Source organism: Streptomyces xylophagus (assembly GCF_000716435.1).
Classification (GTDB): Bacteria; Actinomycetota; Actinomycetes; order Streptomycetales; family Streptomycetaceae; genus Streptomyces; species Streptomyces xylophagus.
On sequence record NZ_JNWO01000005.1, the window covers coordinates 174,939 to 198,599 of the forward strand.

21 protein-coding genes are annotated in these 23,661 nt (G+C 69.3%); 11 read left to right on the top strand and 10 right to left on the bottom strand.

The annotated features are described in order from the left end of the window. Nucleotides 1-37: 37 nt before the first annotated feature. Nucleotides 38-1,303, top strand: coding sequence for a trans-sulfuration enzyme family protein (locus OO70_RS12085; RefSeq protein ID WP_199827301.1), 1,266 nt, complete (start codon nt 38-40; stop codon nt 1,301-1,303). Here the strand turns inward: OO70_RS12085 and OO70_RS12090 are convergent. The 6 genes from OO70_RS12090 to OO70_RS12115 all read right to left on the bottom strand — a co-directional run bounded on the left by OO70_RS12090 (nt 1,272) and on the right by OO70_RS12115 (nt 11,659). Beyond that, nucleotides 1,272-2,741, bottom strand: coding sequence for a GNAT family N-acetyltransferase (locus OO70_RS12090; protein ID WP_234336829.1), 1,470 nt, complete (start codon nt 2,739-2,741; stop codon nt 1,272-1,274). The genes OO70_RS12085 and OO70_RS12090 overlap by 32 nt on opposite strands. Before the next feature lie 144 nt (nt 2,742-2,885). Continuing rightward, entirely contained in the window at nt 2,886-5,549 is a 2,664-nt protein-coding gene (locus OO70_RS12095) for a DUF7824 domain-containing protein (RefSeq protein WP_043668258.1), read from the bottom strand. Next, a complete protein-coding gene (locus tag OO70_RS12100) occupies nt 5,546-6,973 on the bottom strand; it encodes an SWIM zinc finger family protein (protein WP_043668260.1) in 1,428 nt (475 codons plus the stop codon). The genes OO70_RS12095 and OO70_RS12100 overlap by 4 nt, the downstream gene beginning before the upstream one ends. Nucleotides 6,974-7,114: 141 nt before the next feature. After that, nucleotides 7,115-8,698 (bottom strand): alkaline phosphatase D family protein, encoded by a 1,584-nt coding sequence (locus OO70_RS12105; protein WP_043668265.1) that lies wholly within the window; start codon nt 8,696-8,698, stop codon nt 7,115-7,117. Between the two features lie 125 nt (nt 8,699-8,823). Continuing rightward, on the bottom strand, nt 8,824-10,299 hold the full coding sequence (pdxR, locus tag OO70_RS12110) for a MocR-like pyridoxine biosynthesis transcription factor PdxR (RefSeq protein WP_043668268.1): 1,476 nt from the start codon (nt 10,297-10,299) through the stop codon (nt 8,824-8,826). 109 nt (nt 10,300-10,408) lie between these two features. Further along, entirely contained in the window at nt 10,409-11,659 is a 1,251-nt protein-coding gene (locus tag OO70_RS12115; protein WP_158711447.1) for a tyrosine-type recombinase/integrase, read from the bottom strand. Between the two features lie 194 nt (nt 11,660-11,853). On the opposite strand from OO70_RS12115, the gene OO70_RS12120 reads away from it, so the two are divergent. From OO70_RS12120 to OO70_RS54520, 7 genes are all read left to right on the top strand, one after another. Then, nucleotides 11,854-12,108, top strand: a complete 255-nt coding sequence (locus tag OO70_RS12120; protein WP_078651366.1) for a helix-turn-helix transcriptional regulator — start codon at nt 11,854-11,856, stop codon at nt 12,106-12,108. 38 nt (nt 12,109-12,146) lie between these two features. Further along, on the top strand, nt 12,147-12,428 hold the full coding sequence (locus OO70_RS57020; protein WP_407702766.1) for a helix-turn-helix domain-containing protein: 282 nt from the start codon (nt 12,147-12,149) through the stop codon (nt 12,426-12,428). Next, a complete protein-coding gene (locus OO70_RS54515; protein ID WP_158711448.1) occupies nt 12,425-12,601 on the top strand; it encodes a hypothetical protein in 177 nt (58 codons plus the stop codon). The genes OO70_RS57020 and OO70_RS54515 overlap by 4 nt, the downstream gene beginning before the upstream one ends. Then, on the top strand, nt 12,598-13,059 hold the full coding sequence (locus OO70_RS12130) for a hypothetical protein (protein ID WP_043668282.1): 462 nt from the start codon (nt 12,598-12,600) through the stop codon (nt 13,057-13,059). Before OO70_RS54515 ends, OO70_RS12130 begins: the two co-directional genes overlap by 4 nt. Before the next feature lie 122 nt (nt 13,060-13,181). Further along, the gene (locus tag OO70_RS12135; protein WP_043668284.1) at nt 13,182-13,367 is read left to right on the top strand and encodes a ribbon-helix-helix protein, CopG family; all 186 of its coding nucleotides are present in this window, start codon (nt 13,182-13,184) and stop codon (nt 13,365-13,367) included. A gap of 340 nt (nt 13,368-13,707) precedes the next feature. Continuing rightward, complete coding sequence (locus OO70_RS51230; RefSeq protein WP_051741128.1) at nt 13,708-16,392, top strand: bifunctional DNA primase/polymerase; 2,685 nt, start codon at nt 13,708-13,710, stop codon at nt 16,390-16,392. Between the two features lie 1,680 nt (nt 16,393-18,072). Further along, a complete protein-coding gene (locus tag OO70_RS54520; protein WP_158711449.1) occupies nt 18,073-18,411 on the top strand; it encodes a hypothetical protein in 339 nt (112 codons plus the stop codon). Here OO70_RS54520 and OO70_RS12145 read toward each other — a convergent pair. The 3 genes from OO70_RS12145 to OO70_RS12155 all read right to left on the bottom strand — a co-directional run bounded on the left by OO70_RS12145 (nt 18,351) and on the right by OO70_RS12155 (nt 20,815). Next, complete coding sequence (locus OO70_RS12145) at nt 18,351-18,833, bottom strand: hypothetical protein (protein WP_043668287.1); 483 nt, start codon at nt 18,831-18,833, stop codon at nt 18,351-18,353. The two genes, OO70_RS54520 and OO70_RS12145, sit on opposite strands and share 61 nt — an antisense overlap. A gap of 674 nt (nt 18,834-19,507) precedes the next feature. Beyond that, entirely contained in the window at nt 19,508-20,005 is a 498-nt protein-coding gene (locus tag OO70_RS12150) for a hypothetical protein (RefSeq protein ID WP_043668290.1), read from the bottom strand. 90 nt (nt 20,006-20,095) lie between these two features. After that, a complete protein-coding gene (locus tag OO70_RS12155; RefSeq protein ID WP_043668292.1) occupies nt 20,096-20,815 on the bottom strand; it encodes a hypothetical protein in 720 nt (239 codons plus the stop codon). Nucleotides 20,816-21,037: 222 nt separating this feature from the next. On the opposite strand from OO70_RS12155, the gene OO70_RS12160 reads away from it, so the two are divergent. Then, complete coding sequence (locus tag OO70_RS12160) at nt 21,038-21,715, top strand: hypothetical protein (protein WP_043668296.1); 678 nt, start codon at nt 21,038-21,040, stop codon at nt 21,713-21,715. Nucleotides 21,716-21,758: 43 nt separating this feature from the next. Beyond that, entirely contained in the window at nt 21,759-22,382 is a 624-nt protein-coding gene (locus tag OO70_RS12165; RefSeq protein ID WP_043668300.1) for a hypothetical protein, read from the top strand. A gap of 35 nt (nt 22,383-22,417) precedes the next feature. Here OO70_RS12165 and OO70_RS12170 read toward each other — a convergent pair whose 3' ends face one another. Beyond that, nucleotides 22,418-22,708: a hypothetical protein gene (locus OO70_RS12170; RefSeq protein ID WP_043668303.1), complete on the bottom strand. Its 291-nt coding sequence runs from the start codon at nt 22,706-22,708 to the stop codon at nt 22,418-22,420. A gap of 298 nt (nt 22,709-23,006) precedes the next feature. Here OO70_RS12170 and OO70_RS12175 point away from each other — a divergent pair, with 298 nt between their 5' ends. Beyond that, nucleotides 23,007-23,591 (top strand): hypothetical protein, encoded by a 585-nt coding sequence (locus tag OO70_RS12175; RefSeq protein ID WP_158711450.1) that lies wholly within the window; start codon nt 23,007-23,009, stop codon nt 23,589-23,591. Nucleotides 23,592-23,661 lie beyond the last annotated feature (70 nt).

Sequence of the window (23,661 nt, forward strand, 5' to 3'; positions counted from 1 at the left end):
GAACGTAACACGGACTGTCGTCCGCAGACCCCGTTGGATGTTCACCCTTCCGTCCATGGAGACAACGAGCCCGCACCGCTCCCCGGCCCCGCGAGCACTGGCCACCGAGGCCGTGCACGCCGGCCGCGACGACCTCGCCCGGCAGGGTCTGCACGCCCCGCCGATCGACCTGTCGACGACCTACCCGTCGTACGACAGCCGTGGCGAGGCCGCCCGCATCGACGCCTTCGCCACCACCGGCGCCGAACCCGACGGCCCGCCCGTCTACGGCCGCGTCGGCAACCCCACCGTCGCCCGCTTCGAGACCGCCCTCGCCCGCCTCGAAGGCACCGACAGCGCGGTGGCGTTCGCCAGCGGCATGGCCGCCCTGACCGCGGTCCTGCTCGCGCGGGCCGCGACGGGGTTGCGCCATGTCGTGGCGGTACGACCCCTCTACGGCTCCAGCGACCACCTGCTCACCGCCGGGCTGCTCGGCACCGAGGTGACCTGGACCGACCCGGCCGGAATCACCGACGCGCTGCGCCCGGACACCGGCCTTGTCCTCGTCGAGTCCCCGGCCAACCCGACCCTGGCCGAACTCGACCTGCGCGCCATCGCCCACTCCTGCGGCTCGGTCCCGCTCCTCGCGGACAACACCTTCGCCACACCCGTGCTGCAACGCCCCGCCGAACACGGCGCGCGGATCATCCTGCACAGCGCCACCAAATACCTGGGCGGGCACGGCGACGTGATGGGGGGAGTGGTGGCCTGCGACGAGGAGTTCGCCGGACAACTGCGCCAGATCCGCTTCATGACCGGCGCTGTCCTGCACCCACTGGCCGGCTATCTGCTGCTGCGCGGCCTCGCCACCCTCCCGATACGGGTACGTGCCGCCTCCGCCACCGCCGCCGAACTAGCCCGCCGCCTCACCGCCGACCCGCGCGTCGCCCACGTCCACTACCCGCGCATCGGCGGCGCGATGATCGCCTTCGAGCCCCAAGGCGACCCCCACGAGGTCATCGCGGGAGTCCGCCTCATCACCCCGGCGGTAAGCCTCGGCAGCGTAGACACCCTGATCCAACACCCGGCTTCCATCAGCCACCGGGTGGTGGACGCGGACGACAGGAGGGGTGCGGGCGTGAGCGACCGCTTGCTGAGACTGTCGGTGGGCTTGGAGGACGCAGAGGACCTATGGACAGATTTGGATGGGGCGCTTGCGCCCCTCCCAAGGGGCGCGGGGAACTGCGCGACCAGCCACAGCGAACCCGCACCCACCCACCGAACCTTGGACGCTACGGCGCTTCGGCCCTCCCGAACTCCGTAACTTCCGCAGAACTCACCGCCGCACCCAGCCGCGCCGTGACCACCAACGTCCCCTCCTCGATCTGATAATCCAACGGCAGATCAAGCCCCCGCATCGCCGCAACCATCCCCGTGTTGGACGCCTGCGTCACGGCATACACGCTCTCGCACCCCGCTTCGACAGCCATCCCCACCAGCCGCCCCAACAACTCACTGCCGATACCCCGCCGCTGCCAGTCGTCCTCGACAAGCAGCGCGACCTCCGTCTCGTCCCCGTCCCACAGCAGGTGCCCGAGCCCGACGATCCGCCCGGAGGCCGTCTGCACGGCCAGCGTCCGGCCGAAGCGCGGACTGAGCAGGTGGTTGAGATAGCGGTCGGCGTCACCGACCGGCCCGTGATAGCGCATGCCCAGCGTCCGCGCCGAGCACCGCTCGTGCATCTCCCGTGCCGCGTCCAGATCACCGGTGTCCGCGCGCCGCACGGTGATCGCGTTGCCCTCGGGCAGCGTCAGCACGTCCTGGCTGCGCGGGATGCGCGGACCGAGCCGGGCGTCCAGCTCGACCAGCGCCCGCGCCCGCGCGAACTCGGTGGGCGTGAACGGCAGATACGGCCGCTCGATAGTGATCACTCCGCCTTCCGGCGCCCGCAGCCGCATGACCGTGTCCTCCAGCGCTCCTTCCACCGGAAGCGACTCCGGCTCGCGCCCCTTGCCCGCGACAACGTTGGCGGGCAGCGAACGGATGGTGCACCGGCCCAGCAACTGCCGCAGCGCCAGGGGCAGTTCCGCCGCGTCCAGGGCCGTACGCGTGGCCAGGCCCAGGACCCGGGTCGGCGCGTCCACCAGATCGTGGGCGTCGGCCCGCTCGATCCAGGTGCCCGAACCGCCGGCCAGCGACACCGCCCGGGTGATCTCGGACGCCGCGACCGCACCCGGCGCCCGCAGCAGGAACTCGTCCACCGTGCCCTCGGCCAGCGGATGCGTCTGCAGACTCAGAATGTCGACCTTCTTACCGGCCAGCGCCGTGCACAACGCCGCCAGCGATCCCGGCGCGTCCTGCACCGTCGTCCGCATCCGCCACAGCGCGGCCGGCTCGGCGACGGCGTCGGGCGTCGCGGACGACTGCTCGGACTCGGACGTGGACTTCGACTCGAACGTGGATTCCGACTCGGACGATCCGGTCGGCCCGGTCTGCCGCAGCCGCGCGGCCGGCCGGGCACCGGTATCACTCGCCGGCGGCGCATGACCGTGGCGGCGTGACCACCATGTGTGGAACCCCGCCGTGGCGATCAGCGCGAGCGCGGAGATCGTCAGCAGCACCGGACCGTCGGGCCCGTGCCCCACGAGGTCGGCCACGACGTCCGCCACCGCGACCGCTGTGAACAGCGCGGCCAGCTCCACCAGGTCCCGCCGCCAGTGGTGCACCGGACGCCCGTGCCTGGCGCGCGTCACATCAGACATGTCTCGACTCATGCAACCACTGTGAAGGAAGGGTGTTGCGTGATCACGAACGCTCTGTGACCTACCGGTAAAAGCGTGGTTCTGTCCCTTTTGCCATTCTTTTGGTGAGTGGGGTGCACCGGAGGTCAGCCCCACCGCCCTACGTCAGGCGGCCACCCCCTCCACCAGCGCACTGCGCAGCCGACGCGCCTGCACGACCAGCCGGGACGAGCCGCCCCGGGCCGCCGTCTGCGCCAGATGCGGCAGCTCACCACGGGCCCCGGACCGCTCCGCGCATTCGGCGGCCACGGCGAGAAGGTCCCCGAGTCCACGCGTCTGGGCGGGCTTGGCGTCGCCATCGAGGTCGGCGAGTAGCGCGGTCACGGTGTGGCGGAGGATCCCCCATATGGTCGCGTTCGCCCCGGTGACCGCCCCTGTCCGCACCGACTCGGCGAGCCGCGACGGCTTCACTGCCCCGCTCCGCACCAGCTCCCCGAGATCCGTGCCCAGCCGATTCACGTCCAACTGTCCACGCGCCGCGAGCACCAGCAACGCGTCCACCGCGGCGAGCCGATCCTCGGGGTGCCGCGCGCCGAGACCGTACGCCAGACACAGGTGCGTGGCCTCACCGGCCGCACCGTCGGACTCGGCCAGCAGCGGGAGTACGGCGGCTGCGCCCCGGGTGCCGTCCAGGGCGACGGCGGACACGTCCCGCACCAGCCGTGCCGCCACCAGCTCGCGACGCTCGGGGAGTATCGCGAGCCAGTTCCGCTGCATGTCCCGGTTCCAGTGGTAGCAGTACCACCGCTCGCCGTAGGCAGTCACCGGGCGGCCCAGCGCGCGGAACTCCGCCGGGAAGTCCTCCTGGAGATCGAGGAGTTCACCGAGCTCCAGCACGATGCGCACCCCGGCCGTCCGTCGCCTGCTCAGGGGCAGCGTGGGGCCCTCGGAGGTCAGCCAGTGGGCCAGCCGGGTACCTTCCGTCGTGCCGAGAGCCTCCGCTCGCCCGGCGGCAGCGGCCGCCGCCGCCCGGTCCCCGCGGCGCACCCGGAGCAGGGCCTGCGCGAAGTCGGCGGTCGAGACGCGTGCGCCCAGGCGCCGGTAGGTGTCCAGCCGGTCCACCAACTCGTCCGGCTCCAGCAGTCCCGTGCTCCAGCTCGGAGTCGACAACAGGAACGGCAGCGGCTCCGCGCGGAGCCGGTACGCCACCTCCCACAGCCGGGCGTCGAAGGCCCGGGACAGTGCGCTGTGCCCGCACTCCCGGGACCGGTGACCCTGTTGCATCCCGTCGTGGAGCGTGGCGGTGCGCACCTTGCCCCGGAGGGTGGCCAGGAGGAGGTCGAGCGCGTGCTCGACGCTGCCGAAGCTGTGGTGCGACCTGCTGAAGTGGTCGTCCGCACGCTGGACATAGTCGGGATCGGCGCTCTCCCACCAACGGCGCGCGACCACCGGCCCCAACGCCTCCACCAGAGTGTCCCGGTCCCGGTACGCATGGCGGACCAGTCCGTCCAGCGCGCGCTCGAACGCCGCTACGTCACCTTCGGTCGCCAGCAACACCCCCAGTTCCTCGGCGAGTTCGACCGCCGACTCGGGCGCCGGTGCCAGACGGGCCGGCTCCGGTGCCGGAGGAAGCACCTCTTCGTACACCATCGACGTCGCCGTCAGCGGCACGGCGCCCAGCGTCTCGACCGCACGCGCACGCAGGGCGGGAACCAACTGCTCTGCCGCTGTGGCCAGTTCGGCCCGCACATCGGAGGAGTCGAGCTTCTTGACGTGCCGTTCGACCAGCTTCAGCGCCCGCTCCTGCACTTCCGCGTCCTCGTGCGCGAAGGCTTGCGCGAGGGCGGGCAGCACGTCGGCGGCGGCCGAGGCGTCCCGCGCCAGCACCTTCCCCAGCAGCACGAGCTGGGCCCGGACGAGCTTCTTCTCGGTGCGGAACAGGACCGCGTCGGACATCTCCGCCAGCCGACGCGCCGTCAACTCCCCGTCCAGAGCCAGCGAACCGAGCACCGACTGGGCGTGCGACGCCACCATGGACACCGCGTCCGAGGCGAGCGCCAGCCAGTCGGCGATCCGCTCCCGCTCCTCCTCGCGGGTCAGGGCGAGGGCCTTCAACACGCGCAGGAACACCCGGTTGTCCAAGGTCGTACCGCCCCGGAGCAACCGGGCCACGCATGAGTCCACAGTCGCCTTCCGGTCCAGGGTCCCTTCGGCGGTGAGCAGGGCGAGCGCGTCGACCCAGTTGTTCGGGCCCTCGGTCGAGGTCCACTCCAGTGCGCTGCCGATGTCATCCGTCTCGAAGACCGCGGCCACCAGCTCCGCGAGATGCGGGTCCTTGCGCAGCCTCTCGAGCAGGGTGTTCCCGCGCTGCCAAATGCTGCCGTTGTGCTGCACCCAGCCCCGCACATAGGCGTCCGTCGTCGGCACCGGGCAGCCGGAGAGCCGCACCAGACCGGCCATCAGCTCGTACGGCACGTCGGCGGAGGCCGGGCGCGCGGCCAGGCGCTGCGTCACGTCGGCGAGCCAGGCCGTGTCGCGGTCGCCCAGGATGTGGATCAGCAGCCCCGGGGACGACTGCGACCAGCGCATGTCGGTGGCGGCGATCCAGGCCGCCGCGGCTGCCGCCCCTGTCTCGCAGGCGGTCCCGGCCGCGTGCAGAGCCGGATAGGCACGGCGGGACGGCTCCTCCCACGGTGCCTTGCGCAGCTCCTTGCGGAGGTCCTTCAACTCCGGCAGGAACGCACGCCGTTCGGTGTCCGTCAGCCCGTCGAGCAGCCCCACCGCCTCGGCCGTCCGGCCCGCCCGCACCGCTTCCATCAGCGAACTCATCGCACACCCCCGTCGACCCGCACCATGTCCTGATCCGCGTCCCGGATCGTGTTCTGCTCCGTCGCGGCGCCCCGCTTCACCATCCGCACCGCCAGCGCGTGCTTGCACGGCCCGCGCCCGCCCCGGTACTTCGCCCACCACACGCAGCTGCAACTCAGCACCCCCGCCTCGTCACGCACCCGGTGCACATGACCGTCCTCGGCGGTCACCGTCCCGATCGCGCCCTCCAGGGTCACCGCACCTGCGGCCACCAGCGCGCGAGCCGAACGGAGCCGCGGATTGTGGCGCTCCACGCGCTGCGCGTCGTAGGGCAGTTCACGGTGGAAGTAGGCCGCCTCCGCCGTGTCGTAGCCGACGCGCCCCGAAGTGCCCAGCCGGACCAGGGCGGCACGCACCCGCTCGGGCGTCAGCCCCGAGGAGGCGGCCAGGTCGGCGACGTCGATGCGGGGCTCCCATGCCAGCAGCACGGCGATCAACTCGGCGTCCTCGCCCGCCTCGTCGGCGGTGAGCGCGTCCAGGACCCCGCCCTCGCCGGAGAATCCGCGCGACGCGTCCGGCGACAGCGTGAGGGTGAGCCGCATGCCCGGCAGGACGGCCTCCCACGCACCGGCCGTTGCGTCGGCACCGATGACGGAGGGGCCGTAGATGCGCAGGGCCGTCGCGTGGCGCAGGACCCGCTGGAGGGCGATGAGGCGCTCCGGGCCCGGCAGGCAGACCGCGCCCGGTACGGGGCGGGTGGTGGGGCGCAGGCCGCGGCCCGCCGGTACGACCCAGCGCGGTCCGCTCGCGGCGCCACGAGCGCCGCCCTTCGGCAGCGAGCGCAGGAACCGGACCGCCTCCGCCGCGGGCAGCTCGGCCCGCAGGTCGAAGCCGGCCGCTATGACCTGGGCTTCCGCGAAGCCGCGCAGCCAGCGGTCCGGGAGTGGCACCTTCTTCTCCACCACCGGGCCGTCCAGCGTGGTCACGGCCAACTCCTCGGGGCCGACCCGGAGATGGAGCGGATCGTCCGAGCCGATCCGGGACAGGGCCTCGCGCAGCGGGTTGTTGACGTCGACGTTCGTCGTGCCGTGGCCCACCTCGTCGCCGTCGAGACCGGGGCCGAGGACGTCCAGTCGCGCGTACACCCCGCCGCAGCCCGAGAAGGACTCGAAGCGGAGCCGGTCGCCGCCGGCCGTCACCACCGGGTCGAGCGAGGAGGGGAGTTGGCGCTGGTAGTAGCGCGTGGCCGCCACGTCGGCCACCGCGAGCAGCGCCGCCGAGGCCACCTGAGGGGAGGTCAGGAAGCCCGCGAAGAAGCGCGGATGGTCGGTGACACCCGAAGGAGTCGCACCCTGTGAGGTCTCGAGGCCCAGGCGCCGCTCACCCGCCGACGACTCCAGCACGGAGGGTCGGCGATAGGTCACGGCCTGCAAAGATCGCGTCATGGAAAAACCGTAGAGGCGACCACTGACAATCGGCCCTGACCTGCGAAAACGCGGTCCGCGAAGGGGTGTTGGGGCGCCGCTGCACATGCCGCGCACCGGGGGATGACGCCGGTGCGCGGCCCACGTACGAGGGTAGTGGAGTTACTGGCCGACCCGTCCCGGCTGCAGCGTCTGCGTGAACAGCACGGTGCCGTCCTGCTCGCGCAGACGCACCGTCAGTTCCCCGCTGTGGCCGTCGATGTCGACCTCGCCGAAGAACTGGTAGCCCTGGGCCGGCGACACGTTCGCCACGGTCGGGGCCTTCACGAACACCCGCTCCGGACCGAACGTGTTGTCGAGGTCGTTGGCCGGGAAGGCGCCCGCGTTCAGCGGACCGGAGACGAACTCCCAGAACGGCTCGAAGTCGGTGAACGCGGCCCGCGAGGGCTGGTAGTGCTGGGCGGACGTGTGGTGCACGTCGGCCGTCAGCCATACGGTGCCGGTGATCCGCCGGTGCTTGATGTACCGCAGCAGTTCGGCGATCTGCAGCTCACGCCCGAGCGGCGCGCCCGGGTCGCCCTGCGCGACGGCCTCGATGTTCGCCTTGCCCTCGGTGGCGTCGGGCACGACCAGACCGAGCGGCATGCCGGCGGCGATCACCTTCCACACCGCACGCGAGCGCGACAACTCCCGCTTGAGCCAATCCAGTTGCTCACGGCCGAGGATGCCCTGCGGGTCCACGGTCTGGTTGTCGGGCGAGTTGGCGTTGCGGTAGGTCCGCATGTCCAGGACGAACACGTCGAGCAGCGGACCGTGCCGCATCACACGCTGGACCCGGCCCTCCTTCGCGCCCGGCCGCAGCGTCGAGATCGGGAAGTACTCGCTGAACGCACGCCGGGCGCGCACCGCCATGACGTCGACGTTCTTCTCCGTGTAGCGGGTGTCGGAGGCGGCGATCACCTCGCCCGGGTACCAGTTGTTGCGCACCTCGTGGTCGTCCCACTGGATGATCGACGGAACCTGGGCGTTGAAGCGCTTGAGGTTCTCGTCGAGCAGGTTGTAGCGGAAGTTGCCGCGGAACTCGGCCAGGGTCTCGGCGACCTTGGACTTCTCCTCCGTGGTGACGTTCCGGTACAGGCTGCCGTCGGGCAGCGCCTGGGTCGCCGTGATCGGACCGTCGGCGTAGATGTTGTCGCCGCTGCACACGAAGAAGTCCGGGTCGAGCCTGGCCATCGCGTCGTAGATGCGGTAGCCGCCGAGGTCGGGGTTGATGCCCCAGCCCTGCCCCGCCAGGTCACCGGACCACAGGAACCGCACACCCCGCCGCCCGGTCGGCACCGTACGGAACGTACCGGCGACCGGCTCGCCCGTACGACGCGGGTCGTCGGGGTCGGCGAGCAGGACCCGGTAGTGGATCTGCTGCCCCGAGGGCAGCCCGCGCAGCCGGGTCGTACCCGTGAAGTCGGTGTCCGGGCCGAGCAGCGGACCGTGCCACCGGTGCGGATTGCGGAACGACTCGGTGGCCGAGGTCTCCACGATCATCCGAGCCGGGCGGTCCGAACGCACCCACACCAGGCCGGAGTCGGAGGTCACGTCCCCCGCCTGCACGCCCCAGCCGGCCTTGGGGCGCCCCGACAGGGCGAGGGCCGGTGCCGCGCCGAGGGCGACGGGCACGGTCAGGGCCGCCGACGCGGCCAGAGAGCCGCGCAGAACACTGCGGCGGCCGGGGAACGGACGATGCGACATGGGGTTGCGCCTCCACTGAGGGGATGCGGTCAGGGTGCACTGCCACAACTACGGGTACACCGCAGCGCAGACGGAAACCACGGGTGAACAACGGAACGCGGTGACATGGGAGCCCGCGTGCGAGCTCAGAGTTCGTGCGCGCGTACGGCGTCGGCCATGAGACGTATGCCCGCGCCGATCCGCGCGGGAGACAGCTGCGCGTAGCCCAGGACCAGCCGTACGACCGCGTCGTCCACGCGCGCGTGTGCGTAGGCGCTGAGCGGGCGCACGGCGACACCGGCGGAGGCCGCGCGGGCCAGGAAGTCCTCCTGAGGGCCGTACTTCTCCGGCAGCTCGGCGATGACGTGCAGTCCCGCCGCGATCCCGGTCACCTCCGCTCCGGGGAAGTGCTCCTCCAGGGCGGCGACGAGGGCGTCGCGCCGCTGCCGGTAGGCGCGCTGGCAGCGGCGCAACTGGCGGTCGTAGTCGCCGCGTTCGAGGAAGCGGGCGAACAACGCCTGGTCGAGGGTCGGGTGGCCGAGGTCCATGGTCCGCTTTCGCTCGACGACCTCGTCGGCGAGGGACTCCGGGACGAGCAGCCAGCCGAGCCGCAGCCCCGGGACGAGGGACTTGCTGACCGAGCCCGCGTAGGCGACATGCTCCGGGTCGAGTCCCTGGAGCGCACCTACGGGGGCCCGGTCGTAGCGGAAGTCGCCGTCGTAGTCGTCCTCGAAGACCAGACCGTCCACCGACCGCGCCCAGTCGAGGAGTTGGGCGCGCCGCCGCGCGGAGTAGGCGATGCCCGTGGGGAACTGATGGGCGGGTGTGGTCACCACGACTCGTACGCCCGACGCTCGCAGTGGTGCGACCGCCAGGCCCTCCTCGTCCAGGGGCAGCGGTACGGTGCCGACGCCCGCGGCGGCGTACAGGGAGTCGTGCTGCGGGCTGCCCGGGTCCTCGACGCCGACGGTGTGTGTCCCGCGCGCATGGAGCACGAATCCGAGCAGTGCCGTCGCCTGCGCCACTCCGGAGACCACGACGAGTCGCTCCGGGTCGGCGACCACACCCCGGCGGCGCGCCAGGAGTTCCGCGAGAGCCGTACGCAACCGGGGCAGCCCGCGCGGATCGGGATAACCCAGCAGGTCGTGCGGCAACTCCGCCAGCACAGCACGCTGCGCCGCGGCCCAGGCGGCGCGCGGGAACAGCGACAGGTCCGGAGTGCCGGGCACGAAGTCGGCCCGGGCGCCGGGGGAGCGCGGCGCGAGGTCACGCGCGCGTGGCCGCGCCGCCCGCACGGAACCGCCCACCCAGGTGCCCGCGCCCCGGCCGCTGCGCAGATAACCCTCCGCCGTCAACTGCTCGTACGCCTCGGTGACCAGCCCCCGCGACACCCCGAGGTCGGCCGCCAGGTCCCGGCTCGACGGCAGCCGGGTGTCCGGCGCCAGCCGCCCCGAACGCACCGCCTCGCGCAGCGCCGCCTGAAGCGAGCGGCCACGCGTGCGTGCCGGTGCCGAGGCGGCGGGCAGCAGCAACTCCCAGGCGGCGGAACCCGTCAGACCCTCCGTCTCGGCCAGACCTTCCGGCTCGATCGGCCCCTCCGGATTGGTCCGCGATGACGTCATGGAAGTGGACCTTATGTCGTCTTGCCTGGTCCCCAGGGTCTGACCTGGGCTTTTCCAAGTCCGTGATACCTCGCCGATACTGATCATGGCCTGTGACCAGGGAGTTCAGTCACTTTCCGCCCTCAATGGACCTGAGGTGGGGACGGTCGGCGGGGGTCTCGTCAGCGGTTGGTGCACCCAGCCGCCGAGCCGCCGCAACCTGCCTCGCGGCGGCTGCCTGAGAGCCCGGCATGACGTGGGCGTACGTGTTGAGCATGAGGGTCACGGAGTGGCCCGTTCGCTCGGCGACGACCTTGACCGGGATGCCCGCCGCCAGCCAGGTGGAGACCATCGTGTGCCGGAGCCCGTGAAGCGTGATGCGCGGGATCAGGTCCTCACCCAGGTCGCGTTGGCACCGTTCCACGGCCCGGATGAACCAGGCCGTCACGTTTCCGGGACTGTGCCGCTCCCCGTTCTCATCGCCGAAGACCGGTGCGGGGTCCCGGGCGAGCCCGAGGTGAAGGCCACCCCGCCTCGCCCGCCAGGTTCGGAGAAGCGCCACGGTCTCGTCGTCGAGGGCCACGGCGCGGGAACGGCGGGTCTTGGTGGGCGCGATCACAGGCTTGCGCCCCGGGCCGGGTATGGCACTCCGCCGCACGACGACGACGTCCCCGCTGACGTCGCGCCAGTCCAGGGCGAGCAGCTCACCGCGCCTCATGCCCGTCGCGGCGGCGAAGCGCCACAACGAGGCGTGTTCGGTGTCGTGTTCGTCCGCCCAGGTGAGGAAGCGGTTGAGCTGCTCCGGGGTCCAGGCCTTGATGGCCCCGGGGTCGTCGTCGAGCAGCGGCGGCTTGGCCTTGGTCGCGGGGTTCCGGGAGAGGAGGGGCGGCTCAGCCTCCACGGCGGCCTTGAGGGCCATGCTCATCACGGCGGCGGCGAGACGAACCGACCGCGGGGCAAGTGGCGTGCCCTGCTTGCTGCCGTTCGCCTCCAACTCGCGGTAGAAGGCGTCGATGCGAGTCGACGTCAGCTTGGCGAGCTTCTCGTCACCGAGGCGCGGTTTGATGACGACCTTGGCCATCTGGCCGTACACGCCGCGGGTGCTGGCGGAGACCCGGAGGCCGGCCAGCCACGCGTCGAGCCACTCGCCCACGGTCACCCTGCCGGGGTCGGCAAAGAGGCCGTCGTCGCTCAGCTTCATGGCCGCGCGCATGTCCTTCGCGGCCTCCGGACGGCCCTTGAACCCGCGCCGGACGACGGGCTTGCGCTCGCTCCCGACCTGGATGGTCGCCTTCCAGTAGTACCGCTTCTCCCCGTTCCGGAGGCGGTACTCGTACACGCCACCCTCACCGGGGGAGCGGCGAGATTTTGAGGTGCTCATGACATCTCCGTTTCCGTCGTGGTGGGAACTCTCGGTTCCCGGGTTTTCCCGACCGGGGGCAGCTGCATTGCATAGCTCCCCTGGCTCCAATTTTATACCGAGAGTCACTGAAATGACATACGGAAGGTAATCGTGACTGGTGGGAGCATGTGCGCGAAATGGCATTTGACTGTCACTCGGGGTAATATTCGGTCATGAACACGCCAATGGATCGCGCCAGGCTCGTCACGTGGATCGCCACGGGCAAGGCGCGCGAAGCCAGGGGGAACGCGGGCTGGACCGCTGGGCAGGTGGCCGAGGAGTGCGGCGTCACGCTGCGCACGGTCTACCGCTGGGAGAACGAGGCCAGGGTTCCGCGGGGTGCCGCGGCGGGGCGCTACTACGCGCTCCTCGACCGGTGGATCAACGGCCCGGAGATGCTCACCGCCGAGAAGGGCGCCGAGCGGTGAACGCCGCCACCCGTCTCCGCGGGCGGTGGTTCGCCACCGTGACGGAGGCCGCGGAGGTGCTCCACGTCGACGCGCGAACGGTGCGCCGAGCCATCGACGGGGGAACCGTCCCTGCCACGCGCGTTGGCCAGCAGCTCCGCGTGCCCGTGGCGTGGTTGGAGGCCCAGGCGATGCTCACGGAATCTCCACCAGGAGGACCGTCACCACTCGTGCATACTGATGACCAGGAACAGGAAGGCGCCGCGCAAGCGGCGCCTTCTCGCGTTTCCGATGGTGTTAGCGGCACCGTCCTCAACTGCGTCAACCGGGAGTTGGCATGACCAGCCGTAACCTGCTCACCCCCGTCGCGGGTCTGATCGCCGACGAGTTCGGGGCCGAGGCCCGCCAACTGGCCGTCGCGAACGAGGCGGAGACCGTCGTGTGCCTGGAGCTGCTGCGTCTGAGGCTGGGTCAGCTCGGCGATGTTCTAGGGCTGATGGAGGCCGGCCAGTGAGGGATGGCAAGCACGTCGACCTCGACACTGTCGCCAGGTACTGCTCAAGGGCTGGCCTCGGACCCGTCGCGGGCTGCCGGGAGTGGCTCCTCAAGGAGTTCGCCACGAGGCGTCGCGTGGTCGTCAACGGCCGCTCCCTCGCGGGCTACCGGGACGTGAAGGGCAAGTGGTGGTGCCTCACGAGCCGCATGGTCAAGGTGTTCGCCCTGACGGTAAGCCAGGCGAACGCCCTGCGAGGGATCGCGGAAAGTCGGCGGGCCCCCAAGTTCCCGCCGACCACGAAACGGTTGGAGAAGGGTGAGTGCGTGGCCTGCGAGGGACCGTGCAAGCAGCGGGTGTTGATCGAGATGGACGCCGACCTGTCGCGCGACGGTCGGCCGAACGCCGCTCTCGTGGCGGAGTTGACGTACCACCGCTTGACGCCGCGGGCGATGACGGTGCGGATATCGCGACGTTGAGCGAAACGGTGAAGGCGTATCGATATGCCTTTACCGACTTGAGCGTGGACGCTTTTCCCGATCGTTTCCCGGGTATTCCCGATCACTCGCAGGATATTATTGATCTCGAAGGAGGCCGCCAAATGACCACCCGAGTAAACGCCCGCGGCGTGACGGTCTATCACGTCAACTTCGACCTCGCCGAGGACGTCGTCAAGGACCTCGACGAGGAGGCCAGTCTCACCGGGGACACGCGCGCGGCGGTGCTGCGCCGGGCCGTTCGCGAGTGGCTGGACACGCGCCCGAAGCGGGAAGCGCTCAGCGCCTAAGACCCCGCGTCGCTCACCACGGCACGGCAGCAGTATCCCAGGAAACGGAAGAGCCCCGGAATGACCGCGCAAGCGGTCGCCGGGGCTTTTTCGTTCTACGACATCACCACGTTTCACCACCGGAACGGATCACCACATCCGCCCGACAGTCGCGCTCGCACCCGTCATCGCTCGCAGCGAGAGGACGGCCGCCCTGGAAAAGGAGGCGCTCATGTAGCCAACCACCGCACTCAATGAACGGGAATCGGCATTCAGTTGAAAGGAACCAACGTGACTCTCGGTAGCCATTTTACCGTGTTTCGCCCCTCGTCGGTAACCGCCCTTCGAGAGGAGGTGCGTCGTGGCTGACGTTGTGTTTGGCGACGTCATCACACCCATCGGGTTCGATCTCGCCTTCATATGCAGTCAGGGGATGGGATGGCGCGTCGTTCCCGCCGCCCTGGGGAAGAAATTCCCAACCCTGAAGCGGTGGCCGGAGCTTGCCACCACCGACCTTGACCAGGTGGCGGCGTGGTGGCTCTGGCTCGACGCCTCGGAGGCGTCGGAGAGTTTCAGTAGCAACGTCTGCGTGGTGACCGGACGGGAGTCGGGAATCTGGGTGCTGGATGTTGACCCCCGTCACGGTGGTGACGAGTCACTCGCGGCGCTTGAGGCGGTGCGCGGCCCGCTGCCGGAGACCCTCGTCGTCGACACCCCGAGTGGCGGCCAGCACTACTACTGGGCGTATCCCGCGGAGGGGGAGATCAGCAACGCGGCAAACCTCCACGCGGCGGACGGTAAGGCACACGGCCTCGACGTCCGGGGCAGGGGAGGCCAGGTCATGTCGCCGTTCAGTCGGCTCAGCGCAGGCATCTACATGCCCAGGAACGCTGTTGAGCCGGTGACGGCCCCCACCTGGCTGGAGGCCCTGGCCCTGAACTCCTCGCGAGCCCTCGCAGGCGCTCAGGGGTACAGCGAAGCCAACCTGCCGAGCGTCGACAGGATGATCGACGACGCGGGCGACGTGGCGTCCGGTGGGCAGGAGGACCACCTCTTCCGCTTTCTGTGCAAGCTGCGTCAGCTCAACCGTTCCCCGGAGGAGATGGCGGATCTCGGCTGGGAGCTGGCGAGCCGATTCACCAACGAGGCCGGCCACCGCCTCGGCGACTGGAGCAGGGAGCACGTGGAGGCAAAGGTCGCCTCCGTCGTGGAGAGGTACGAGGCCGGTCACTCTGAGACTGCCTCCGAGGCGGAGACGGCCTGGGCGCGCGGCGCTGGGCAGATGCGAGAGGCAGTGCGTATGACGACCGAGATGCGGAGCGACAAGACAGCGGAGAAGCTGGTCGGAACGATGTCGGCCGCTCCTGTCCGCGACGACGAGCGGGCGCCGCGCCTCGTGTACGACATGCTGCTGCCGTACCTCTGCAACCACCAGGGCATGGCGAGTCTCTTCCTCGATCGCTGGGCGTCAGACGTCCGTTGGGACCAGGGTGAGCAGCGGTTCATGGTCTTTAATGACACGGGTGGTAGTTGGAGGCATGACGGCCAGAGCCACGAAGCCGTCCATCGTCTCGTGAACGAGCTTGCTCTCCTCGTGCACGAAGCATGCGACGAGAGAGTGCAGGGCGACGACCAGATCCAGCGGCTCCTCACGGCGGAGGGCAACGACCGGCAGGCGCGCGCCCAGCAGGCCGAGGGCCGCCGACGCGCCGCGGCCATCCGCGTCTGGGAGAAGGTCCTGAGCGGCACCGGCAACATCCGGTCGGTCATCAACGCCGTCGTTCCGGAGGCGGAGAGCTGCCAGACGGACGACTTCGACCGCAATGCGCACCTTCTGAACGTCGAGAACGGCACCTACGACGTCACTCAGGACGTTCTGAGGGAGCACCGACAAGCGGACCTGCTGACCCACGTTCTCCCGTGGAAGCTGGACCTCACACTGGCTGAGAAGCCTCTCGAAGAGGTCGCGCCGCTCTTTCACCACCTGCTGTGGCGCATGTGTGGGGCACCGGGAGAACTGGACGAGGTCACGCACGCCGCTCGCTACGACGCGGTCTGCCGGTATCTCGGCTACATGCTCCACGGTGCCAACCCCGCCAAGAAGATGGGCGTCTTCATCGGCGCGAGTGACATCGGTAAGAACCAGGCCTTGGAGATCGAGGGCACGGTAATGAAGCCGTTGGCCTTCATGTCCGCCAAACCGTCCCTGCTCACGAAGACCCGCAACGACCGGCACGACGGCGATGAGTCGCCGATGCGTGGCAAGCGCATGGTGATTCTCAACGAGCTGAGTGGCAAGCAGGTGCTTGACGATAATCAGGTGCTGCGCCTGGTGAACCCCGAGGGCACGAGCGTCTCGCTTCGGCGGATGAAGATGGACCCCGTCGAGACCCGCATCACGTGGACTATCACCGTGACCACCAACGAGATCCCGCGTGGCGAGCTCACGCCCCAGGTGCAGAACCGTCTCGCGATCTTCCCGCTCAGCGAGGTCCGGGTACCTACCGAGGAGCAGTGGGACATCAAGAACGCGATCCTGCGCGGCGGCGCGCACGACGGCGTGTGGCACGAGCCGGAGGTGGAGGCAGTTTTCGCTCACCTCGTGAAGTGGTGGCGGGAATGGTACGTCGCCAGTCAGGAGGACGGCGCGACGAACGGTGGCCTGTTCGTCACCGACGAGATGGCGGGACTCCTCTCCCAGTACGTGAAGAAGGGCGCCCCGCTGTCTGAGGTGTTCGCGGGTGAGCAGCTTGACCAGGTAGAGGGCGGCTTCCTAAAGAGCTCCGAGGTCATGGACCGGTTCAACGCCTGGGTCAAGCGCGACCATCCGAACGCCAAGCGCGAGTACGCCGGAACCCGTGCCGATGTGTTCCGCGAGATCGAGGCGCTGCCGGGAGTGACGCGCAAGGAGAAGAAGCGCGGCAAGCAGGGCTCACTTCTCCTTGGGTGGCACGGCGTTCAGTGGGGGGACGCGACCGCGGACCAGGGGGAGCCGAGCACACGGCACCTTCACGCGGTGGCCGATCACTCCATAGACGTCGGCTGAGACAGCAACCGAAGGCGCCGGTCTGACCGAGGGACCGGCGCCTTTCTCATGCCCAAGGATGGTTACTCAGAGCACATCAGAACGGGATGCGCGGGGTTCCGGTGAAGGTACCTTCGGCCGGAAGACGAAGGTACCTTCGGCTGCCCGAAAATCTGACGAAGGTACCCAGTGGGGTGGCGGTGGCGGTCCGTCACAGCGAAGTTGCGTCAGCGACGGCGAGAGCCGTCGGCGAAGGTACCTTCTCGGTACCTTTGGAGTACCTTCTCTCGGACGAAGGTACCGAGCGAGAGAGACGGTCCACGAGTTTCTGACCTGGTGATTTTCTCGGAGACAGACCGTCTAAGGACTTGGAAGTACCTTCAGGTACCTTCTCTGCATCTATCCGCATACAAGAGAGAGTGCATTCATGCCTTTGCACTTCGCCTCCTAGCTTGTAATAGCAACGAAGGTACCCGGAGGTACCGAGGTACCCGCGGTCCTCACCCCCCACTGGTTACACCGAGTTCCAGCGGTCGGCCGAGTAGCCGTCCCCCTGGCGGAAGCCACTCGTCACCGCCGTCATGGCGGTCTTCGTCCCAACGCCCGCGCTGCGCCCCCTGGTTAGTTCGAGTAACCCGGAGGGGTAGGCAACGAGGGCCGACCCCTCGGTACGGTCCGTGTCCGTACAGGTGACACGGCGTCGGGCCCGGTGGGGGATCCGTCGAGGCGACGCCCCTGGGCATGGCTCGTATCACTTCAAGTGACCCTGGCCATGCGGAAGATCGTTGCCAGGGTGTTCACGCTGAACGCCTTCATCAAGGGCGCGGGCAGCGGGCGTGATCCACGTTGCTCAGGTCGCGACAGGGGTAACGCTTGCGCTCCGTAGCGCGAAGATGATGCCTATGGACTGGAGTCCGGTCGTCACTACGTTCATGGGTGCTCTCGTTGGTGTGGGAGCAACCACGATCGCGGACCGCGGTCGATGGCGTCGGGAGGAACGACGTCAGGCTTCGGAGGCGCGACGGGAGTTGTACAGCCAGTACCTTCTAGCACTGCACGATGCGGGCGAACAACTGCGGGCCGTGGCACTGGGAGATCTGCTTACCGATCTCCCCCGAACCACGGCAGCCCGGGAAGCGTTTCGGTCCAGCAACCTGCCAGTTGCTCTGGAGAGGATGCGCATCACGGCTCCGGAAGGAGTTGGTGAGGCGGCAGGGCATGCGTTCCACTGCATGCGCCGGTTGCGAAACCGAGTTGCCGAGGGAACTGCCGTTGGCTCCCTGGAGCATCGGGGAGCGGAGTTGGCGTGCGAAGAGGCGCACCGCAACCTCAGGGCAGTCATGCGGGACAACCTCGACAATCGTTAGTCGTACCCGCGGCCGTCTTCGTGGCGGTCGACGCTCGACCATCACGCTCACCGTCGACCTTGCGCCACTCACTCGCTGCGCTCCTGGCCGGCCAATCCTGGTGACCGCTCGTCAGGCCCGCTCGGGTCGCTCGTGGGCCGCTCGGCAGCTCGCGTTCGTTTGTCCTGGTCCAGGTCACCTGTGCGGCGAGAGGGATCGAGAGGGGCGCGAGCAGCAGTTCCGAATTGCGGAATTTTAGTTCCAGTTCGGTCTACGCGTGTGAACCTTTGCCGCTCACACGCGCTCTCGGGTGGTCTCATCCCTCCGGCGCCCCGACTCATCTACCCTGGCCCGCGTGACGTGGAACGGGTGGGAGACAGGCTTACCGGACCCCGGTGTGTGGGTGGTCCTCGCCGACGAGACCCTCAGTCTCGCCGAGCTGCGGCCGACGGCTGGCCCGCTCGGTGTCTCGCCGGGCCGGTCGGTGAGCCACGCGATTTGGGTGGCGTGTCCGCGGCCGACGAACCTCCCAACGTCCAGCGGCCATGAGATCCGCTTCGTTGACGCCGACCTGGATCTCTCGGGCGACGAGCGCGCCGATGTGGGCGGTGACTGGCTTGACCCCGGCAAGGCTCACCCCTGGCCGAAGTCGAGCGACAAGGACGGCAGCGGGGACGGCGTCGCGTTGTCCTGAAGCTCCTGCACGAGCTGGTTGTAGTAGGCGACGTCGTGCGGCTTGAGGACGTAGTCCTCGATCTGGCCGTCCGGCTGAGGCGCCTGGAGCGTGAGCGTGCTCCCGCTCAACGTGCCCTTGAGGGCGGTGCCGCCGACCTCGAAGTCGACGGTCAGCGTCACGCGCTCGCCGCTGACCGTCCCGCTCACCCGTCCGTGCTGGTGCGTGACGTTCGCGCCGTCCGCCTCGCTGGTGTCGAGCGTGCCGGTGACCGTCTTCCCCGACGAGTCGGTCTCCAGCATGGTGACGGAGTTGTAGTCCGAGCCAACGAGCGTGTGCGGCAGCTCGGGGCCGCCGCCCCCGGTGAGGCCACTGGCGCCGCAGCCCACCGTGGCGAGCAGGCAGGTGAGGGTGGCGGCGAGCGCCGCGGGTCTGACGGGCATGGGTCCCCCAGGGGTGAGGGCGCCACCGTAGCGCCGCCCTGCTACCGTGCCCAGTCGGCCGCCGGGTCCGTGACCACTTGGGGCAGCCTCGGCTCAGTCGTTCTCACTCTCTGCGGTCGCGGTGACCTCTATGTCTCCACCCTGGATTACGGCACCGCTGTGCCTGTCATTCCTGACTGTTCTGTGAAAGCGCGCTGTGGGACTCCTTTGTGAGTCGCTGCGCACGCTCGTGGGTGGGGCCGAGCTGGCGCGCCGATGGCGCCAGAAGACCACGAGTCCCGTCAAGTAGGCCGTACCTCCGGTCACCCCGAAGACGAGCAGTGGGAGTGCGTGTGGGATGGATTGATCAAGGCCGAGACGTCCCATGGCCGTTGTCAGCAGCAGTACGGCGAAGCCGAGGGTGAGAAGTGTCCCGAGTAGGGCCGTGGCAACGAGAACACCGTCAACGCCGCGCGTCGAGGTGGGCTTTCGCCCAACACCGGCAGCACGACCGCCCATCTTGCGCACCAACATAGGCGCGACTCGTTCCGTGGCCCGCTCCCGACGACGCCTCAGCCGCCGTTCGATCGCCGTAGCCCAGCTCGTGACCTCGCGCGCTGAGCGAGGCTGGAAGGCCGGCGTTTGCCGCGTGTACACCGCGAGGACCTGCCGGGCGAGTGAGGTCGCCATGCCGCTCAGCTCCCTTCCTGCGGGTTTGGCTCCGGGGCGACGCCGGGCGGCGACGCCGCTGACTGCCTCGGTATCTGAATCTCAGCGGCGCCTTGACCCTGCATCACCTTGAAGCCTTCCCGCGCCACCCCGCCGAGGAACGGCACGAACAGTGTGACCTTCTCAAGGACGTAGGGCACCCCGGCGCCTGCGATCATCGCTAGCCAGGGCGTCATCGCATCCCCGCTGGACGCGGTGAGTGCGGCGGCGCCGCCCAGGCCCACCGCCACCCGCAGTCCCCCGGCGATGAGGTACGCCACCATGCCGGGTACTGGGTCGTCACCGGCTTGGGTAGCTCCCCCAGCTCCACCCTGCGGTGCGGGCGTCGCCTTGGGGTCGTTCAGGCTGGGGGCACCCACCTTCCACGGCAGCTTGCGCCAGCGTCTCACCGCGATCATGTAGTCCACGGCCTCGATGGCGAAGCCCCCGAACGCGCCCCACAAGGCGCCATGCACCCAGTCCATCCGCCGAGCGTAGGGGTGAGACGGTGGCGTTCACCACCGGTTCGTCACGTTTCCCCAGGGGGTGGTGAGTGGGCCCATCGACGCGGGCCGTCAGATCAGTGCGACCGCCGCAACAACGACCGCCAGTCCCGCGAACGCAGCGGAGACGATGGCGATGCGGTCCCCGGTGGACAGGCGCGACCAGGTCGAGCCCCACTGCACGTCACCTAGGATGTTGAGGACCGGTCGACTCTCACCGAGCCCGAGCCGAAGGCTCAGTAGCCACATGAGAATGAAGGCCCCGGTCGCCGCAATCATGCCCTGCATGATGGCGTAGCTGGAGTCGTTCTGAAGCTTCGGCGACATCGCGTTCAAGACCCCAATTCCCAGGAGCATGAGCATCATGACGCCCAGCTGAATCAGCCTGCGCTTGTACGGGGGAAGGAATGTGACGCCATGCGCCTCCTCCAGGATTTCGCCTAGCCGATGCATTTGGCCGTGAGTCCAGATCGGGTCAACCGAGCGCACCGTCACCGTCACGACGCCGTCCTTGCACTCGACGCCGACGAACCTGGCCGCGCCCTCGTCCCGGTCGAGGGTGAGCGCGGTCCACGGGGTCCGGTTGGACACGTACGGCAGGGCCGCGCGGGTGGCTATGAGGTCGTCGAGCGTGTCCTCCTGGAGCTGGGCGCTGCCCACCGTGCACTTGACCGTCACCGTCCCGGCGGGTGCGCCCTCGCCGACGACCAGGAGCAGCTTGTCGAGCTCGGTCCGTCCGACACGGGTGTTGAAGTAGCGGGCAGTTCTCGCGATCACCGGGGGTGCGGCCATAGCAGGAGTATGCCGATCCGGCGGTCCCCCTTCGCTCGCTTGGCCGCTCAAGGAGGCGGTAAGTGACGGGTTCGTTATCGACTGCCCACCAATGAGGGCAAGCTGGGCGGCCCCTGCCTCTGGGAGTGCCCTCCCTGAGCGGATGCCTCTCGCCTGGCCGTGGCGCGTTCGGCGACGCTGTTCGATGGACAACCTCCGCGCCAGGCCACACAGTTGACGGTCGTGGCGGAGCTCGTGTTCTGGATCATCGGTGCTGTGATCAGCCTTGGGGGACTGGTGCTCGCATATGTCCAGCACCGGCACCAGCGGTGGCAGGCGCGCGAACTAGCCGTCCGTGAGACGGCCCTTCGGGCGCGGGAACTCGACTCGGAACGCCGGGACGCGACGCTGCACGCGTCCATGCTGCGCGTGGTGGTCGGCAAGCAACCGTCACCTCTCGACCCGTCGGTCACTGGCTGGGAGCTCACCGCGACGAACGACAGCATGCAGCCGTTCACCGGCGTGGTGCTTTGCTACGGCGATCAGGCGCTTGCGCCTGCGGCGCTCAACGGGCTTCTGAGTCCCGGTGCGTCCGTCACGGAGGCGCTTCCGGTCAACCGCGAGGAGCCGGACCCGGTGCTCTGCGTCGTGGAGTTTACCGACGTTGCCGGGCGACTGTGGCGGCGCCTGGCGACGGGAGACCTTCACCGCGGACTCAGCCGCGACTCGGACGGCGAGGTCATCTGGGAGACGGGCGAGGCGTCTTACATTCATGTCGCTGGGATCGAATGGCGTGGGGATGTGCCCGGGACGGACAGGTCACCGAATCCGTTCCCCGTCGGGAAGGTGATCGCCTGCGCGGCCGTCGTCGTGGTCGCTGGCGCCGTAGCGTTGGCCGTCTGGTACGTCTTCACTCGCTGAGCGGTGACGGGTCGGGCCTTAACTGCCGCTATGCTCCGGCGCCATGGGAACACCCTGGGCCGCCATCGTTGGCGGGACGACGGCCGTCTTCAGCGCCATCGCCGCCGTGGGTTCGTGGCGCGCCGCGCACCGCGCCAACTCGACGGCGGACGCGGTCGGTCGCATCGAGCGCGACCGTTGGCACGCCGACCTCACGCCGCAGTTCCGTGTGACGATCGAGCGGGGTGACGGTGACCGCGCGACGCTCAACGTGCACCTGGCCGGACCGCTCCCCCTTAGCCACCTGGACGAGGTCCAGGTGGAGATCAAGCAGAGCGACGACATGGACTACACCCCCACGCTCCCTGGCGCTGCGACGTCAGAGCAGGTGGCCGCGCAGGTGTGGGGCCCGTACCGGTTCGTGCCGCACGTGAACGAAGCCGACGCGAACGGGCAGGTGATGCCGGGCTTCCCGTTGCGGGTGGGCGCTGGCCAGCCTCGTGCCCTGGAGCGGACCCGGGCGCCCCTCTGGTGGGACGGCAACGACCGGGAGGCCCGATGGCGGGACAAGTGGCTGAACAAGCCGATGCGACTGGTTCTTATCTGCCGCCGGGACGACTTCGCCCCGTGGGAGGTACCGTATGACCTGGACGTGCCTGAGGCGCCCCGGGTGCGAATCCTCGGTTGACCGTGGCCGCCAACTAAGGCCGGCCGCCGCGTCCTTCAGGGATCGGCGCTTTTGCGCTGACCCGCCTTTGTACGGGCAGCGTCCGTATCGCCACTGGATATACGGACGTTAAGGGTGCGGCACCTAGCCCTGCGGGCGTCCTTGAGCTCGCGAACCATGAGGCGGTAGCGGAGTACCTCCCGCCACCACTCCAGCCGCGCCGGGGCGGTCTGGGGGAGGGTGCGGACGAGGACGCGCGCGAGGGCAACGACGGTCGTCGTGACGGTGGTGAGGATGACGATGGACGCCGCGGCCCAGGATGGGACCGCTGAGAGGTCGGGCAGCACGGGAGGTCGGCCTTCCGGAGGCATGGGGCGAGGCCTGCGACGGGCCTCACACGGTCTTGCCGAGGAGCGTGGAACTGGCCGAGCGGTGGTCGTGGGTATGCCCATGCTGTCGGGAGGTCGCTCGCTTCAGCCCCGTTGGGGTGGCCGGTCACCGGGTTCGGCATGCCGGTGACGCGTTAGCGCCACATACGACATGTGCGTCCCCCTGGGCTCGCTGTCTCCGTCGCCCGGTGGATTCCCTCCTCCGGTGATCCCTACACTCTCGCCGCCGACCGGCACGCACGGCACCATGTCCCGCATGGGAGAGCAGGCGGGGAACGTCGTGGTCGCTCTGATCGCCGCGGGCAGCGCGCTGGCCGGTGTCCTCTTGGGGCGGCGGAACGTCAGCGACCAGGCAGCGGTGGAGCACGGCCAGTGGCTGCGCGGGCAGCGCCAAGAGGCGTATGCGTCGCTCCTGGAGGCCTGGGACGGCGGCCAGAAGCGGTTCGACGAGATGGTCGAGAACTGGGAGGGCGAGCACTACCGCGCCGAGCGCTTCGAGGGTGACGGGTGGCTGGAGAGCGAGAAGTCGATCTACCAGGACACCTACGAGATCTTCGAGGCCGTGAGGAGGGCGATCGAGCGGGTGGAGCTTCTCGGTCCAGAGGACGTGGACACCGCCGCCGTTCAGCTGACCAATGCGCTGAGGGTGGTGCGAGACAGCGTGCGGTCGAAGGCCGGTAGTGAGGACTGGCCCGACTGGACCTCGTACAACGAGGCCCTCGCCCAAGCCGACGTCGCGCGGCGCGGGTTCCTGACTGCGGCCAAGAAGGCGACGCGTGTGGCCGCTCGCCCGGGAGCGCGTGAAACGCGACGACGCTGGGTGCGGGGACCGCGACGCTGACCACGATCATCGCGGAAAACCGATAAATGTCGCAGTGTGGTACAGAGTGGGCCATCAAGCTAAGATCGAC